General features: G+C 54.4%; 14 protein-coding genes. 7 read left to right on the top strand and 7 right to left on the bottom strand.

Translation table 11 applies throughout. The features are described from left to right. Positions 1-10 precede the first annotated feature (10 nt). Positions 11-985 (bottom strand): fatty acid desaturase, encoded by a 975-nt coding sequence (locus AC2FGE_RS13680; protein WP_496819761.1) that lies wholly within the window; start codon positions 983-985, stop codon positions 11-13. Between the two features lie 249 nt (positions 986-1,234). Between AC2FGE_RS13680 and AC2FGE_RS13675 the strand changes: the two genes are divergently transcribed. Then, positions 1,235-2,251 (top strand): LacI family DNA-binding transcriptional regulator, encoded by a 1,017-nt coding sequence (locus tag AC2FGE_RS13675; protein WP_496819760.1) that lies wholly within the window; start codon positions 1,235-1,237, stop codon positions 2,249-2,251. Between the two features lie 3 nt (positions 2,252-2,254). On the opposite strand, the gene AC2FGE_RS13670 is transcribed toward AC2FGE_RS13675, so the two are convergent. After that, a complete protein-coding gene (locus AC2FGE_RS13670; RefSeq protein WP_496819758.1) occupies positions 2,255-3,292 on the bottom strand; it encodes a LacI family DNA-binding transcriptional regulator in 1,038 nt (345 codons plus the stop codon). Positions 3,293-3,460: 168 nt separating this feature from the next. Between AC2FGE_RS13670 and AC2FGE_RS13665 the strand changes: the two genes are divergently transcribed. The 5 genes from AC2FGE_RS13665 to AC2FGE_RS13645 all read left to right on the top strand — a co-directional run bounded on the left by AC2FGE_RS13665 (position 3,461) and on the right by AC2FGE_RS13645 (position 8,226). After that, positions 3,461-4,456, top strand: coding sequence for a TRAP transporter substrate-binding protein (locus tag AC2FGE_RS13665; RefSeq protein ID WP_496819757.1), 996 nt, complete (start codon positions 3,461-3,463; stop codon positions 4,454-4,456). Between the two features lie 65 nt (positions 4,457-4,521). After that, complete coding sequence (locus tag AC2FGE_RS13660) at positions 4,522-5,025, top strand: TRAP transporter small permease (protein ID WP_496819756.1); 504 nt, start codon at positions 4,522-4,524, stop codon at positions 5,023-5,025. Between the two features lies 1 nt (position 5,026). Beyond that, entirely contained in the window at positions 5,027-6,307 is a 1,281-nt protein-coding gene (locus AC2FGE_RS13655) for a TRAP transporter large permease (RefSeq protein WP_480536364.1), read from the top strand. A 150-nt stretch (positions 6,308-6,457) separates the two neighbouring features. After that, a complete protein-coding gene (locus AC2FGE_RS13650; protein WP_496819755.1) occupies positions 6,458-7,348 on the top strand; it encodes an NAD(P)-dependent oxidoreductase in 891 nt (296 codons plus the stop codon). A gap of 14 nt (positions 7,349-7,362) precedes the next feature. Continuing rightward, positions 7,363-8,226, top strand: coding sequence for a sugar phosphate isomerase/epimerase family protein (locus AC2FGE_RS13645; protein WP_496819754.1), 864 nt, complete (start codon positions 7,363-7,365; stop codon positions 8,224-8,226). Between the two features lie 618 nt (positions 8,227-8,844). On the opposite strand, the gene AC2FGE_RS13640 is transcribed toward AC2FGE_RS13645, so the two are convergent. The 5 genes from AC2FGE_RS13640 to AC2FGE_RS13620 form a co-directional block, all read right to left on the bottom strand. Beyond that, positions 8,845-10,716, bottom strand: coding sequence for a glycoside hydrolase (locus AC2FGE_RS13640; RefSeq protein WP_496819753.1), 1,872 nt, complete (start codon positions 10,714-10,716; stop codon positions 8,845-8,847). 440 nt (positions 10,717-11,156) lie between these two features. Beyond that, positions 11,157-12,125, bottom strand: coding sequence for a polysaccharide deacetylase family protein (locus AC2FGE_RS13635; RefSeq protein WP_496819752.1), 969 nt, complete (start codon positions 12,123-12,125; stop codon positions 11,157-11,159). Between the two features lie 155 nt (positions 12,126-12,280). Beyond that, positions 12,281-13,126, bottom strand: a complete 846-nt coding sequence (locus AC2FGE_RS13630) for a penicillin-binding transpeptidase domain-containing protein (protein ID WP_496819751.1) — start codon at positions 13,124-13,126, stop codon at positions 12,281-12,283. 400 nt (positions 13,127-13,526) lie between these two features. Continuing rightward, positions 13,527-13,979, bottom strand: coding sequence for a GNAT family N-acetyltransferase (locus AC2FGE_RS13625; RefSeq protein WP_496819749.1), 453 nt, complete (start codon positions 13,977-13,979; stop codon positions 13,527-13,529). Between the two features lie 59 nt (positions 13,980-14,038). Next, complete coding sequence (locus tag AC2FGE_RS13620; protein WP_496819748.1) at positions 14,039-15,262, bottom strand: helix-turn-helix domain-containing protein; 1,224 nt, start codon at positions 15,260-15,262, stop codon at positions 14,039-14,041. 187 nt (positions 15,263-15,449) lie between these two features. Here AC2FGE_RS13620 and AC2FGE_RS13615 point away from each other — a divergent pair, with 187 nt between their 5' ends. Beyond that, positions 15,450-16,223 (top strand): alpha/beta fold hydrolase, encoded by a 774-nt coding sequence (locus AC2FGE_RS13615; protein WP_496819746.1) that lies wholly within the window; start codon positions 15,450-15,452, stop codon positions 16,221-16,223. The last annotated feature ends 73 nt before the right edge of the window (positions 16,224-16,296 follow it).

Below are 16,296 nucleotides of genomic sequence, written 5' to 3'. Positions count from 1 at the left end.
GGGGATTGATTTACTCGGCCGCTAGGGCTGTTGGTCGAGTGTATTCTGGGCTGGGGTTAGCGTCCTTGGGCAGCAACGGCTTGCGGTCGACAAAGTAGAACGGATCGCGCCGCTGGATTAGAATGGCCGGGAGCATTTCGCGAAACGCGGTCAGTGTCCCCGTGTACGCTGGTGGGCAATCGCCTTTGATTTCTTCGTGCAAGGCCGGGAGATTGTAGAACGGCACCATGGGATACATGTGATGTTCCACATGGTAGTTCATGTTCGAATACACGAAGCGGAAGAACCGGTTCATGTAGACGGTTCGCGAGTTCAATCGGTGATCCGGGACGTCTTCTGCCAGCCCGGCATGCTGCAGTGATGCCAGCAAGTGATGCAGCCACGAACCATAAAACGTCGGTCCGCCGATCAGCACAATGGGCAGCCATGATTGCAGCACCATTGCCAAAACAAATGTCATCGCGAGGATTGCGAGGTGAACACGCGACGCTAAGAACGCCTTAGATCGGTCGGCTTCGATGAGGAAGGTTTTCTGATCTTTGGTCAAGCGACCAGCCGACAACCGAAACATCTTTTTTAACTCGTTCCAGCCAGATTGCAGATGCAGCATGTTCCATAGGATGTTGAGTGGATGCGGAGGCCGGGGAAACGCAATCTCGGGGTCTTTTCCGACGATCACCGTATCCGTGTGATGCCGTGTATGGCTCCACCGCCAAAGATAGGGGTTCTTCAGCGACATGAATGAGGCCAGCTGATAGGCTGCGGTGTTCAGCCAAGGCGTTTTGAACACAGTCCCATGGCAGCACTCGTGCCAACGGCTGTCGGCGCAGGATCCATAAAACACCCCGTAAAGAATGACAGAAGGCACTGCCCACCATGTACCCCAGGTCAGAACGACCAGAGCACCGGATGCCAACACCAATCCCAGCCAGATCCCGTAATCGATCAGGGCCGGAGTATCGCGGCGCTTCATCAGTTCTTTCATCCGTTTCCGGGGGACTGGAGTGGAGTACCACTGTTTAGGTGCAAAGCTTGGACCGCTGTCCCGGCCCGTCAGCGAATAATCCCGCCAAGGAAGGGTATTGTCCTTCGGCACATCAGGTTCCTTTTCTACATTGCTGTTGCCGAGCAGAACCGAGGAGCGCCTGAATCGTCAAACCTGTCGTGATATTTTCTATCATTTCTCTCAGAGTATTCTGTAAAATAGATGATATGTTTTATCATGGAGCGTGCTATGGCCCGTGTCACACTCAAAGACGTCGCAGAAAAGGCGGGGGTAGGCGTCGCAACAGTAGACCGCGTTCTGAATGCGCGCGCGCCGGTTACTGCGGCGACATCTGTGCGGGTTCTTTCAGCGGCAGATGCGTTGGGGTATCGTTCGGCAGGGTTGTTACGACGCCGAATTGAAGAGATGGCGCCAGCTAAACGGCTGGGCTTTATTCTTCAAAAGGAAAGCAAGTGGTTTTATCGCGAGTTAGCGTTTGAATTGCAGCGACAGGCAGAGCAGTTGCGGAGTATCCGGGCAAAAGTTGTAATCCAATACGTAGAAAGCCTGTCGCCGTCCGAGCTTGCAACTGCGATTGACGAAATGCGCGGCAAGGTAGACGCCATAGGCTTGGTTGCGATTGATCATTCGGAGATCAATCGTGCGATCGTCAGCGCCGATGTACCTGTCTTTGCATTGCTCTCGCCGCTGTCTTCGCCTCACGTTACCGCCTATGTCGGGATCGACAGTCGAAAAGCGGGGCGGACGGCAGGTTGGGCGATGGCGCGTCTTGATCGAACCGAAGGCGTGGTTGGCATCCTTATCGGGTCGCACAGGTATCTGGGGCACGAAGCGCTTGAGAGTGGGTTCAGAAGCTACATGCGCGAATTTGCACCGCAGAAACCTCTTCGAGACTCTGTGGTGTATCTGGATGACGCCGCGGTCGCATATGAAGCGGCAGCAGAATTGCTGCGGGCCAACAAAGACCTCTCCGGCATCTATCATTGCGGAGGCGGCGTGACCGGAGCATTGAAAGCGCTGCGCGAGGCAGGGCAATCGCGGGAAGTTGTCTACATCTGCCATGAACGGACACCGGTTACCGAAGCCGCGCTTGCCGATGGCAGCATCGATTTGGTGATTAACAACCCGCTGGATCAGGTTGCAGATCGCGTGACTCAGATGATGTCTCGGTGTCTGACCGGAAAACCAATTCAGGAACAGGTTGGAGTTATTCCGTTTGATCTCTGCACATCTGAAAACCTATGAACATCAGCCGAAGGTGGCGCCGTTGATGTTTTCACGGGTGATGACTTCAACCGGAACGACTTCTGCCTGATAGGGGCGGTTTTCCAGTGTCGCGATCAGCGTTTGAACGGCCTGTTCGGCGATCCGTCGCATATTCTGGTGGATGACAAGATCCATTGATCCGTCTAGCAGATAGTTTCGCGTCTTCGGCGTAAGGTTGTGGCCGATCAGCATGATTTCTCCGGTCAAATCGCGATCAGCCAGAGCCGCCACAATACCTTCGTTACCGCCGCCAACGTTATAAATGCCGAGCAGCCCAGGATGTTCGTCCAGCATCTGGGCCACCACCACGCGATTTTCCTGCACATCATCGTGGCCGATATAGGTGCCCACAACGCGGAGGTGGCTGAAATCCCTTCGCAAGGCTGACCGAAACCCCATCTCTCGATCCGAATGGTTGCGATACAGTTGCTCACCGGAAATTACCCCGACGGTCCCGGATTGCCGCAGCATACGACCCATAAAATAGGCCGCTGTTCGTCCTGCGGCCATGTTGTCCGTCCCGACAAATTGGCCCAGAACGGGGCTGATCAGATCGGAGACGACAGGTATGCAGGGAATATTCAAACCGTGCAGCTCTTCGACAGCGTCGCGAACCCGCGGATCATCCAAAGCCTGAAAACCCACTGCATCAATACCCTGCCCGGCGCAGGCTCTCAGTTTTCGAGCCAACACAGATGGTTCCAGTTTCGTGGAAAAGACGCACTCGACAGTGGCGCGGCCATTGGTAAAAACATTCTGGAAACAGTCGCCCAGAAATTCTGTCGATGGCCCGGCTTCCTCTGGCAGAAACATCTTCAGCCGCCAGGGTCGCGCAGGCTGGTCCAATTGAGCGCCAGATTCAATCGCGTGCTTGGCTTGCAAAACACGCTGGCGGGTCTCAGGCTTTACGTTTGATCTGTTGTTCAAAACCCGGTCAACCGTAGCGGTGCCGACCCCCGCAATCCTCGCAATCTCGGAGACGCGTGCCTTCTTTGGGATTATTACAGCTTCATCGCTCATAGACCTCTGCTAACATCATTTCTGATCAAAATCATCCTCAAATAAGCTTCATATGACATCAAAAACCATCATTACTGTCATCTGATGTAATTTTTCTTGCCACCGAATTGTGGGGGGGCTTATCCCAGCGTCATGCAACGGGATCGAGTCCCGTTCAGGGAGGATAACATGACCTACACAGCTAAATTACTAGCCGGGGTTACCGGCCTAATAATGACGGCCAGTACAACACTGGCGGCGGACTTCACCTTTAAATATGGCAACGAGCAACCAGAAACCTCAATCCGTTCGCAGTCCATGGATTGGTTCAAGACCGAACTTGAAAAACGTACGGACGGTCGCATCGAAGTCGAGAACTTCTTTGGTGCCGCGCTTGGTAATGAGCGTGAAATGATGGATCAGGTGACGGCCGGTTTGCTGCAGGGAACGCGTGGCGGTTTCTTTGCCGACGCGTCCGGGGCATTCAACCTGTACCAGTTGCCGTTCCTCGTCGCGAATTGGGATGAGATGGAATGTCTGGTCGGTTCGGACTTCACCAAGGGCGTTCAGGCCCGTGCTGAGGCGAACGGATATCACATACCTGCCACCGGTATCAGCCAAGGGTTCCGGGCCTATACCAATAACGTTCAGCCAATAACATCTGTTGATGACCTGCAAGGTCTGCGCATCCGCGAACCTCAATCTGATCTGATGATCGCCACGGGCACAGCCATCGGGTCTGTTCCGGTCGCCATGCCGTTTTCCGAAGCATATCAGGCGTTCAAACAAGGTGTGATCGACGGACAGCACAACCCGCCGCAAAACATCTGGGACTTCAATATTCACGAAGTCCAGAAGTATCTGACCCTGTCGAACCACATGACCGGCCCCGATCCTTTGATCGTCAACAAGGCCTGGTATGACGGTTTGCCCGAAGACCTTCAGGCCACCTTTGACGAGGTTGCGGTCGAAGCGATGGCCATGTCGGACAAGCTGTATCGCGATGCTGAAACGAACATCGTCGGCGAACTCGGTAAGCACATGGAGATCAACGAATTAACGCCGGAAGCACTGGCTGGTTTTCAGGAAGCCGTTGCGCCGGTCTATCGACAGATGATCGACGCAGGTCATTTCACGATGGATGATATCGACGCTGCCCGTGCTGCAGCGGCGTCTTGCGGCTAATCTGAAACGGCAATTCCGGGCGCTTTTACCCTGCGCCCGGATTCCCTTCTTAACGGAACCGGTTTATGGATACGCTCTCTGCAATTGACCGTGTACTGACGCGCGTTATCGAAGCGCTGATGGTCGTGCTGTTCGGGGTGTTTCTGGTGATTGTCGTCACCAAAGTCCTGATGCGCCCCTTTGACATGGCGATCTACGGCGTCGACGAACAGGTTAAGATTGCGTTTCTTTGCACTTCGGCCTTGGGCGGTGCCGTCGCGATTGCGAAGCGCGAGCATATCGCGATCACATTCTTCATCGACATGATGCCCTACTACGTCAAAATGGCCTTCTACGTGGCAGGGCTAGTCCTCGTGGGAGTGATGAACGCGGCTTTGGTCTGGCTGTCCATCGATTGGATTGCGGGGCCGGGGAAAAACATGTGGCAACCTTTCGGGATGCCTCAGGCCTATGTGTTCATCATAGTACCGATCTCCTGCTCGATTGCCGTTTTCTACTGTTTCGTTCGTGTGGTTCTGACACTGGGTGGTCGGGATTCCATCGATGTTCTCTGGATGCCGGAGGACTGACATGTTGATCCTTTTTGCCACGCTTGGAATATTGTTGGTCTGTGGAGTTCCTATTGCCTATTCTCTGGGGCTGGCGTCACTGGCGTATTTCCTGATCGAAGCCCCCGCGGCGACAGGTTTCGTCGTGCAGCGTTTTTTTTCCGGCATCAACAATTACCCGCTGGTCTCACTGCCCTTCTTCATCCTGATGGGCCTGGTGATGAATTCCGGAGGCATCACACGGCGCCTGCTGGACCTGTCCATGTTCTTCGTCGGTCGCCTGAAGGGCGGTTTGGGTCTGGTCAACGTGGTCGGCTCGATGATCTTTGGCGGTATCTCTGGTTCCTCCGCTTCCGACACCGCATCCATCGGGTCCGTTCTGATCCCCGAGATGGAAAAACGAGGATACCCCAAGAGTTTCGCAGCGGGGATCACGGTTGCCTCGTCCACTATGGGCATGATCATCCCACCGTCTGTTCCGATGATTATCTACGCTGTCGCCGCGGAAGAAAGCATCGGTCGCCTGTTTCTGGGCGGGATCATTCCCGGCATCATGGTTGGCTTACTTCAGCTGATCGTCGTGTGGTTGCTGGCCAAGAGGAACGATTACCCGACCGAAGACGTACCGTTCACATTAGCCGAAGCCGGGCGGCAGGCCAGACGTTCTGCCGCCGTAGCGCTGATGCCGATCTTGATCGTAGGTTCCGTCGTCTTCGGTTTCGTTACCCCGACCGAAACAGCCGGGGCGGCCGTAGTGTACGGCCTGATCATTGGACTGTTCATCGTCGGATTTGGCGTTCTGAAAGACCTGCCGGGGGCCATGCGTCACGCCATCATCATGTCCGCCAAGATCATGATGATCATCGCATTCAGTCAAGTGTTCATCACTGTTCTGGCGCTGGAACGTGTACCCAATCAACTGGCCGATTTCGTTTCGGGCCTCGGACTTGGCCCGGTTGCCTTCATGGTTCTGACAGCCATTTTGATCCTGATGGCGGGTACGTTCATCGACGTTAGCCCCGCCATTCTTTTACTGACACCGGTTCTGTTGCCGGTCGCTGAAAAGCTGGGCGTATCAGGTGTGCATTTTGGTGTGGTGATGGTCTCGGGGTTGGCTGTTGGTGCATGTACCCCGCCAGTCGGAAATTGCCTGAATGTCTGCGCTGCGATCTGCCGTATGCCGATCGGAAAGATTTTCGTCGGGGCCGCGCCGTTCCTGTTGGCAAATGTGGTGGTGCTGATCCTGATCGCGATCTTCCCGCAACTGGTCATGTGGATACCGGACGCGGTCATGGGGCCGTAACGGCACGGAATTGGGCAGCGGGGTGTCTTCCGGACCTGCCCGGCCTTGGTCAGCCAAAGCCTGAAACCCCCGCACACATCGACGCCCGAAAAACTACGGGCGCCAAACCTCAACTCCGGCCAGGCCGGACGACACATTAGGAAGACAATCATGCAACGTGCAGGTGTCATTGGATTAGGGGATATGGGCAGCGGGCTGGCCAAGAACCTCATCAAAAACGGGTTCGAAACCACTGGTTTTGATCTGAGTGAGGCGCGACTGAAGACGCTGGGTGAAATGGGCGGAGTGCCTGCTGCCAGCGTGGCAGATGTGGGGGCGAACGCGGATGCAGTCTATGTCATGGTCATGAATGGCGATCAAGCCAAAGCCGTCATTCTTGGTGATGACGGTCTGGTCCGTCACATGACGCAAGGCGGGACGGTCATTCTGACCGCCACGATCAAACCGCGTGAGGCCCGCGAGATTGGTGAGGCCATGGCCGGTTCTGGCATTCACCTGATCGATAGCCCTGTCTCTGGCGGCTTTCCGGGTGCGCAAGGCGGTACACTAACCATGATGGCCGCAGCCCCTGATGCCGTACTGGACGAATTCCAACCGGTGATGGAGGCGGTCTCGGCCACCATTCACCGCGTAGGGGACGGGCCCGGCCAAGGTCAGACCGTAAAAGCATGTTTGCAGACCCTGATTGGCTCGATCTTTTCTGCAACATTTGAAGCGTCAGTCCTCGCCGCCAAGGCGGGCGTGAAGGGAGAAAACCTGTTCAAAGTCTTTTCAACCTCTGGCGCGGGATGCGGATGCACCAATACTGCGCTGGAGAACATAATCGACCGCAAATTCGAAAACACCGGGTCCGGCATCGGTACGATGCACAAGGACCTGACCATCTCTCTGGACCTGGCCGAAGAGCTGGGCGTTCCAATGCATACTGCTTCATCTGCTATGCAGATTTTCCATGCGGGCAAAACCAAGTTCCCCGATGGCGACAACTGGGCCTGCACCCGCGTGATCGAAGACATTGTCGGCGCTGAGTTGCATCGCTGAGAAAGGACAAGAACATGAAACTTGGCGTTATCTGTGATGGCATCAGTCGCGACCTGAAACACGCGGTCGATGTGATGGATGAGTTTGATCTCGAATATGCCGAACTGCAATTTGTCGGCGATACGGAGGTTGGCGATCACTCGGCCGATGAGATCAGGGAAATTGACACTCTGCTTCGGGATCGGGGCAAGCCTGTATCCTGTCTGTCGCGCCACATCTTTGCGGGAATGACCGGGGCGAACAAACCAGGGGACGACCTTCACAGCAAGCATATGGATGCTCTGAAGCGCGTGATCGACATGGCGCATGTGGTCGGCAGCCCATTGGTTCGCATTATGACGCCCAAGAAAGAGCAAATCCTTTGGGGGTACGGAGGTGCCGAAAAGTGGAACGTCGCCAAGGGTGCATGGGACGCGATGTTGCCCCTGATTGCACCGGCGATTGACGTTGCCAAGGACGGCGGAGTGACTTTGGTCGTCGAAACGGGCAACGGGACCATGGTGAATTCGAATTACACCGCCCGTAAGCTGATCGATGATCTGGACGCCAAAGACACGTTGAAGGTACTTTGGGACCCAGCCAACAACTGCTGGTGTCACGAACAAGCGTTTCCTGCTGGGTATGACGAGGTAAAAGATGGCTATCTCGGGCACATCCACATCAAGGACGTTCACGTCGACACGCCCCGCGCAACATTGACGGTCAAACCAATGGGCGAAGGCCAACTGGCCGATCAGTTTCAGCCGATGGCGGATGCTCTGAAAGCCGACGCCTATGATGGGGTGATATCATTCGAAAGTGTCTACCACTCCGGTAACGGAAACTTCGAAGACGGTTTCCGCCGCTGTATTGATCGCTTCAAAGAGCATTTTGGTTGAACCTCTGGCGAGATCAAAACGGCCAATCGATGTTCCTCCCAATACATTGTTCGGCCGAAACACAGACCCGTCGTCAGACGGGTCTGTGTCGGGTTTCAGGTGAAAATTGAATGATGATCAAAACATCTAACTTTGTGGGACGACTGAGGTGATTTCGCATTATTTGCCACAAAATTCCCTTTCTGCAATCGTGCCGCAGTACATGAATGGCAGCTTAGGCGGACCGCACCGTCGCGTGGAGATAGTCTAGTCGGCTTTTACAAGGTGTGATCCTTGCGCAGAGCCATGGCAGCAATCAGAGCTTCGAAGTTACTCGTGCGCGGTGCAGCATTTGTCAAAATGGGCTCAGAACGGCCTAACCCTGCTCGCAAAACAAGAGGATGGGGCAGGTTCGTGTGACGTTCAACAAGCACTGTGGGACGTCACTGACCTTTGACTCAATCGACAGCCGAAACCTCAATAAATCAGTGAATCACGTCACTCAAATCTGACCCAAACATCAAGCATTTCTGACCCAAAACGGACAGTGGGACAATTCGACAGGCCATTTTGTTACAAGGTTTGATTTGCAATTCTCTTGCTGCGCTAAAGGCATTGTCGACAGCTCCAATCAATCATTCAGTCACTTGGTGGCTCAATGGTTGAGAAAACAATTGGATCACGACCGTTCATTTCGATCCTGATACCAAGTGCAGGTATCTCTCGCCTATCCGGCAAAAATCGGGAACTATCCGCAAAATTTGCCATCACTGCTGTGCCGTCTGAGAATTCCGTCCTCTGCAACAATTGGTCCTCTGAAATGAACGCAAACCCTGTCATTTGCTGCGTCATCAAACGGGTATGCAACGGTGCAAATTCAGCAACGTAGCGGGCAATTTCGGGCAGATCGCTCTCAATGACTGCCGCGTTGAGATGATAGAGCGGTGGCACAGCGTAGAGCAGGCCAATCAACTCGTTATGCGCGCGTTCGTCCAACGGTTTAAGTGTGCCGAAATGCCAGTGGTGCGTTGTTACCACGCTGTCTCCGAGCGCGATTTGGTACAGCGGAATGCGGTTGACAGGGTTGAACACAATCTCACGCATCTCAGGCGGCACCGGTGTAGGTTCAAAAAAGCGCGCCGGCGCTTCGGGCGGCCAGTAGCCGCCTATAAAAAAAGGTGGTTCGGGGTCGCGACGCATGCGTGAATCCATCCAGTCGAATGCAGGTGTTGTGATGCCATGCGCAAAGTCGATATGCGGCGCGAAAGCCGCCACACCCACCTCAGAACCCAGCACCAACTTCAGATCGTTGGCCACAAAATCAAGTCGCTGCTTCACGGCGCCCAAAGCTTCCACTCGCTCAGTCTCACGCCCCTCCGTGTAATCCTCGAGCAACAGACCCGTGGCATCGACATCAAGGAAGTAGCTGTTGAAACCGACGCTTTCGGATACGGCCTGAATGCGGTTTTTTGCATAGTCGGCAACGGCCGCCGGATTCACATAAAAACCTCTCCCTCGAAACCCTCTTTTTGCCGTCCCATCTGCATTCACTATCCGTGCATCTTTGTATGCAGCGGCACCCATCTGCGCAGTTGGCCAAGTTTGTTTGGCCGCCTCTGCGTGCGCGCTGGTATAGCTGTCATAGGGGCCAATTAAATACCCTCGGGCTTTTGCCTCGGTCACAGCCTCAGGGTGCCCAAGCACGTGTCTCCAGTTTTCCACCCCCAGCCAAGCTTTCGAAATCCCTGCCTGCTTCAAGGCATCCAGCATCTGCATGCCCATGCCACCCCCCCAGGTTTCCGGTGGCGCCAAGCTGCCCTCGAATTCTGCAATCAATTCCGAGCGTATCGCCAAAAGATGCGCCCGCTCTTCAACCGGATCATGACCGCCTGGAAGCGCTGTATCGTTGGAAAATGGGCGCGCACGCTGAATTGCGGCATTGAGTGAGCGTGTCACATGCGTTCGGCTGTACTGCGATACAAAGCCTTCTCGGCCTCGCGCTTCGTGGATAGACGTTTCGAAGTCGGTTCGCATATCGCCCGGTACAGCATTCCAGAGTTGCGCGGAAAGTGTCGTGGCGATCTCTCTTTTCTCTGCGAACTGACGGATGAAGCGCCTCCAGTTGGTGACATCCCGCGGCGAAAGAAGCCCGTCCGACCATAGGTAAATATGCGGCGCACCGGCAAGCAAGGCGACATCCGGTCTGGCCGAAATCTTGTCATTCAAGTCGCGGAACGTTCCGGTCTTTTCCAGATGCTCTCTGTACAGTCGCGCTCCGATCACCGGGTCCTGTGGACCCATCTGTACGGTCACGCGGTAAAGTCGATCCAGGTTGAGCGAAGTGAACTCTTGTACTACTCCGACCGTCAGGGCCGTTCCTGTATCCAGAAAAGACAGCTGTGCATCCCAGGGACTATCCATTCGCCATGTCACAGACCGTTCGCCATCAAGACGAGTCCAGAAAGGTAGTGAAAACTGTTCACCTGCGGCAGTGCCATTCAGAACGTCCATCAGAAAATTGCGCCAGGTTTGGCTGTTGGCATCAAACAGACGGCCTTCCCCGAGAATGGGCAAAGCCCACTGATCTGAGATACGCGCTGGAACCTGCGGCCAGGCCAGCGCAACTGCATGGTTTGAAGCGACTTCAAGCGTAACACTGTCACCGATTGCGGTCGCCGTAACAGAGAGCTGTCCGCTGTCAATGTCGATTTTCCATTCGGCACGGAATGTAGTGCGTGTCAGACCCTGCGTTCGTCCGACAACAGCGGGCAATGCGATCTCTGCCAGCTCAGTTCCGATGGACGCACCGGACATCGCCAACGTGTTGGTGTCGATCTCAAAAGTGGCTCCGTCGGTCTGCAAGTTAATGCGTTCAGCGCGGACAGACTGGCTTGCCAAGCACGTACAGCAAACCAGAATGAATAGTAGGGAGTTATTCGTTCTCATAAAGTTCAATCCTGTTTCGGCGGTAGCAAGCCGCGGGTGACAAACCGTTCTCGGAGTGCCGTCTCCTCTTCCCCGGGCGACACAAGTTGCCGGGGATGTGTCCCACCCGCGTGCGCGATGGCGGCGATGCGCCCCTGACCATTAAACTGCGTATCAGGCCGTTGGTTTGCGATGGGATCAGCGTAAGCGTCAGCGACTGGTATTATCTGCCAGCCATCGCGCCTGAGGGCCTCGGCGAGTTCATCAACAAAAAGGGCAGCCAAGTCGTTTTCGTGCAGTAAGAGCACATGTGCCGGATGCCGCCCGAGCGTCTGCACGGCCAGCGCATCGTAGAACTCAACGGTCTCGAAAATAACCTCGACATAGGCCCGCTCCAGTTGATTCAAGTTTAGCGTATGACCCGCATCAACCGCCTCGGTCACAAGTGCTTGTAGGTACCAGTCATAAGTGTCGATCGTCACGTAACCGTTCGACAGGCCACGCGACCGCAATCCGTCCACTACGGCCGACCGCCTATCGCGCGTGTTGCCTTCGTCCAGATACGGGTATCGGAAATAAGGAGCGACATGGTCGAGTGCTTCCAAAATTTCGGCAGCCCGATCAATATCGGCAAGGTAGGTCGCCGCATCGGTATCGCGCAGCCGAGGATGCGCGTGCGTGTGATTCCCCAGCACATGCCCTGCATCGGTATATGCGCGTAGCCGTTCAGCGCCCACAGGATCTTCAAGGAGTGACTGCGTTACAACAAAGAACGCGGCGCCCTCGATTTCTGCCGCACCAAGCGCTCCGATCAGCATTTCAGTCCGGTCGACACCACTCAAAATTGGGCCGTCGCCTATTGGCGCATCATCAAAGCTGAAGGCGATGCGACGCGTGTCCTCGGCGTAAACCGTGCGCCCATTTGAAAACAGGATCAGAAGGATGAAACAACCTAAGAGAAAATGGCGTATCGTATCAAATAAGTGAATTGTCATCGACGGTGCATGGATCATGCATTTTGGCATCACAGAGTGTCCTCCTGCTGCTACGTTGTCACACACAAGGGTGACACGCTTGCCTGTGTGTCGTGGGAACTATTTTTATCTGTTTCAACCCGACGCCGTGCACCGGGTTGAAATGATACTGGCCATCATGAGCAGTTGAACGCGCCAACCGCATCCAATACCGCCCTGGAAGTGGTGATCCGCATATTCCTGTAAGAAGCGTCGGGCATGTCCAGATTCAGTGCAAACACGTAGATGTCGGACCCGCACCGGACCCAACCCGCATTCCAACCGATGTCCATGATATCATCGCCACTGCGCCAACCAGTCTTACTGTACATGGTCCAGCCATCGCCCACGTCAGTCTGCATGATCGCGTCAGCCGCAGCATATGTTGTGTCAGAGAGTGGCAGGTCACGTTCGGCCAGGCGGCGCAGGAATGCCAACTGTTCTTCGACCGATATACGCAACGTGCCATCCAGCCAATATGTGGTCAGCGTTGCCTCGGTCCCGACGTCGGCATTGCCGTAGTTGAACCGAGTCAGCCAATCCGCCATTCTCTTTCCACCGGCACGTTGCGCGATCTCCTGGTAGACCCAGACCGCCGAGACCTGAAAGGCCGTGTGCAGGCTGTGATCCTGGTTCCAGGCGTCGATCCAACGTGGCTGGCCGTCCCATTCGAACATCGTGTTCGGCTCTGCCACGCCCGATTCGAGTGCGATCAGAGTGTGTGGGATCTTTGATGAAGATGCCGGTGAAAAGCGCTCTGCTGCGCGCGGTGGGTTGCTGACCCAAACCTGTCCATCCGAAAGACGTTGAACCATCACAGCAGACGCCTCAATGGCGAGGCCGTTACCTTCGACAATTTGTGATATGTCGACGACATCTGGTTCGCTGGCCGTTAAGACCGGCGCCGTTGAGAACAAGCCAAACAAAGCGAGAAAACCTGCCTTGAATGTGACGATGAGCTTGAGGGGGAAAGTGCTACTCATTTCTTGAATTCCTACGGTATGAACCTCACGGCCACACCAAATTTGTGTTTTTTACAGGGGCATGAGCAAAGGCAAATACCTTTGATTTCTTGAAGAACGGCGAGCAATCGCGTTTATTTAAGACCAAGAAGCCGGTGCGGTTTCAACTTTGCCGGAAGTTGCATTGTCCAACAAAATCCGATTAGGCACAGGACGAGTGAAAAGGTTCGCTTCACAAGTTTAACTGGACATGTTGAACTTCCCCTCCAGCTGCTCCACTAATTGCGGGGTCTTCCAAATATAGCGTCTTCTGCAGTCGACATCGTCCGAACGTAACGGGCCAGACAATGAAATTGAGACGTGTATCAATCAGGTTTGATCAACTGAAGCCGGCACCATCGTGTCTGCACCGACCGCAGCATCAGCGACTTTCACAGTCTTCTAGATTGGGTGCATTCGCACTGCACAAACCGGGGCGTAGCTGAAGAACATGGCCAATGGCAAAGACGTTCTCGGTTCCAATCAGGTTTCCTTCACGGCGGTCAATGACATCGAACCCTTCCGATGCGTAAAGCGAGTGAGCAGGAAAGTTGCCTTCAAGCAACTCAATTTGCATTTTTCCATTGCTCTGCCTCATGACGTGGCGGAGAAGCGTTCGTCCAACACCACGACGCGACAGTGCTGGATCGACATAGAGCCATGTCAATTCAGTTTCGTCAAAGGCGGCAAAACCTGCTACCATCCCGTCCCATTCGGCCACCACCACTTCAGAATCGAAGAGCCCTTCACTCTGGTAAGTTTCCTCCAGAGAGCGGAAGGCCGCAATTCCGACCGTGTGAGCCAACTCATCCAGACGCGCGGCGTCATGAATCAAACATAGGTTTGGCCAATCATCTGGGTGATACGCACGGATCGATATCCTGTTTCCCGCTATCAACGCTTGCCGGCTCCGATAACAACCGCGTCATCGTTGAGTGCGCTCCTCTTAGCCATGGCGTTTTTGTAGTTGGTGGGTGTCATGCCGGTCTCACGCTTGAAAGCGGTGTAGAAAGAAGAGCGTGAGTTGAAGCCAACTTCGTAGGCAATCGCCAATACCGTAGAACCGCCCTTCTCAACAAGCGGAATGGCTTCCTTGACCCGCCACTTATTAATGAACTCAAAGAACGATTGGTGAAGGTGCTGATTCAAGGTCTGGGATACGTAATTGATCGACACGCCGATTTGGGCGGATAAGCTACTGAGGGTCAGATTGGGATCGCGGTAAAGGCGTTCTTTCTCCATCGCCTGAATAAGCTTACGCGCGATACGCTCTGATTGGTCAGAACCAAGAGCACTTTTTTCATATTTCTTGTTGTTTCGCTCAGCCAGATTTTCCAGTTCCGCTGTGACGGTATCCAGCTCTTTCGATGGCCTTAGCCCCCAAAGTGTCAGAGACACAATAACGATCAAAACCCACAAGCTGTCGAGCATCGGGCCAATCGGATCTCGAGCACCGTTAGCAGCAAGAATTACTCCGACCAGGCTTTGCAAAACGTATGTTCCAAGGGCCAATGCCAAGACAACGACCCAACGAAGCTCAAGGCCTTCAGTGCTAGAAAAGTGCTGCTCTAGAAGTGCAATATGTTTCGTTTGCGTGCGTATAACCCAAAACACGTAGATCGCCCATTGAACGACAAGCACGAATGGCAGGAATGTGAAGCCGTAGTTCAGAAACCCAACTAAAGGTAGCGGTCCCTCTGCCGGCACGCCCGCGTACCAGGCTTCTCGTGACGCTTCCGGCATTGCCATCGCTAGAACTGCGAATGCTGTGACCGCAGCAGGCAACGCGAAATGGGGTGCGACCGAGCTCCTTCCATCAGATTGACCTTGTGCCAACGTCAACGCCTTCACATAAAGCAAGAAGACCGGCATCAAGGTGAAATTGGCAATGACGCTTAGCAGTGCAGCCGCATCGCGCGCTGTTTGCGGAATTTCAGCGGTGAGCATTATTAGAACGGTATCAAACTCGCTCACTGCGAAGACCGCAAAAAACATCGCCAGAATTGAATGCGACGAAGTGGTCCATCGCTGTGACCAGCTTACCAGCGCCGCCAAAACGGCAACCGTAAACGTCGCGGAGATTGTAGCGATCAAGAGTATCTCAGTGTTAATGGTCATGGTTCAACCAGGGAAGCAGCAATAGAAGAAATAGTCCAAAGACCTACCGCAGAAACCGCCTTTCCTCAACGTATGCGCCATTGCTTAGTGTCCGCGCCGACCGGGTCAGACAAAGGTGCGGGTATCCGGACGATATGGCCGAGTCGAAATGTTACAACGGTCTCAGGCTATTAAAAGGATCTACCAAGTGTCTCAAAAGTTTGACGCGAAAGTCATTACCCTTGGTATTACCAATGCAACGACCAATCCCTTGGCCCTGATCGACACTGTTTGGATACATGGTGCGGGGCTGTCTGGCGACACGTGGCTAGCCATCACGAAGGGATTTGCCAAAGCGCTCACACCCTGCCTCCCTGGTCACGGAAACAGCCCACTCACGCAACCACATCGCGTTGAAGCATATGCTGAACGCCTTGCGGATGGCGTGCCAAATGGGGCCGTACTTATTGGTCATTCACTTGGCGGTATGGTTGCCCTTGAACTGGCAGCGCACCTAAAGGATCGGGTCAGAGCATTGGTGTTGATCGAAGTCGTTCCTACGGTTCGCGACCGTCTTTTTGGACAATTATCGGCAACGATCGCGGCCGCGTTGTTCCGATCGATCCCGATGCCCTGGTTGGCGAAACTATCTAGCATATGCGAAAGTAGGAATACCAGGATTGAACTTCAGCGACAACTGGCTCGGATGGATCGGCCGCGACTTTCCGCGGCACTTGAAGCCGCATTGCACTATGACGGGCGACCTCTCCTTGCGAAGATCCGTGTACCAACTCTTATTATCATCGGAAAACAAAACTCCGCGACGCATCGTAGCGCGAATCTTATGGCCGGGCGCATCCCTGAGGCTGAGCTGGTAAAGCTGCCAGGTGGGCATATGTTGCACATTGACAATCCCGTCCAACTTCGGCGCTGCATCGAAGGTTTTCTACATCGTACAAATGCGTCCACCATTGATGCTTAGGCTCCAGACTCATTAAATTACAGCCAGAACAGGACGGTAGCTGCGAGTGCGATTGCGGATAGGAAGACCTTCG

Source organism: Ruegeria sp. YTSA075 (assembly GCF_059610245.1).
This window is presented reverse-complemented; position numbering and strand designations above follow the sequence as displayed.

Coding starts and splice junctions, on each gene's coding strand:
- AC2FGE_RS13680 (WP_496819761.1), bottom strand. CDS start 985: ATGAAAGAACTGATGAAGCGCCGCGATACTCCGGCCCTGATCGATTAC.
- AC2FGE_RS13675 (WP_496819760.1), top strand. CDS start 1,235: ATGGCCCGTGTCACACTCAAAGACGTCGCAGAAAAGGCGGGGGTAGGC.
- AC2FGE_RS13670 (WP_496819758.1), bottom strand. CDS start 3,292: ATGAGCGATGAAGCTGTAATAATCCCAAAGAAGGCACGCGTCTCCGAG.
- AC2FGE_RS13665 (WP_496819757.1), top strand. CDS start 3,461: ATGACCTACACAGCTAAATTACTAGCCGGGGTTACCGGCCTAATAATG.
- AC2FGE_RS13660 (WP_496819756.1), top strand. CDS start 4,522: ATGGATACGCTCTCTGCAATTGACCGTGTACTGACGCGCGTTATCGAA.
- AC2FGE_RS13655 (WP_480536364.1), top strand. CDS start 5,027: ATGTTGATCCTTTTTGCCACGCTTGGAATATTGTTGGTCTGTGGAGTT.
- AC2FGE_RS13650 (WP_496819755.1), top strand. CDS start 6,458: ATGCAACGTGCAGGTGTCATTGGATTAGGGGATATGGGCAGCGGGCTG.
- AC2FGE_RS13645 (WP_496819754.1), top strand. CDS start 7,363: ATGAAACTTGGCGTTATCTGTGATGGCATCAGTCGCGACCTGAAACAC.
- AC2FGE_RS13640 (WP_496819753.1), bottom strand. CDS start 10,716: ATGGACGTTCTGAATGGCACTGCCGCAGGTGAACAGTTTTCACTACCT.
- AC2FGE_RS13635 (WP_496819752.1), bottom strand. CDS start 12,125: ATGACAATTCACTTATTTGATACGATACGCCATTTTCTCTTAGGTTGT.
- AC2FGE_RS13630 (WP_496819751.1), bottom strand. CDS start 13,126: ATGAGTAGCACTTTCCCCCTCAAGCTCATCGTCACATTCAAGGCAGGT.
- AC2FGE_RS13620 (WP_496819748.1), bottom strand. CDS start 15,262: ATGACCATTAACACTGAGATACTCTTGATCGCTACAATCTCCGCGACG.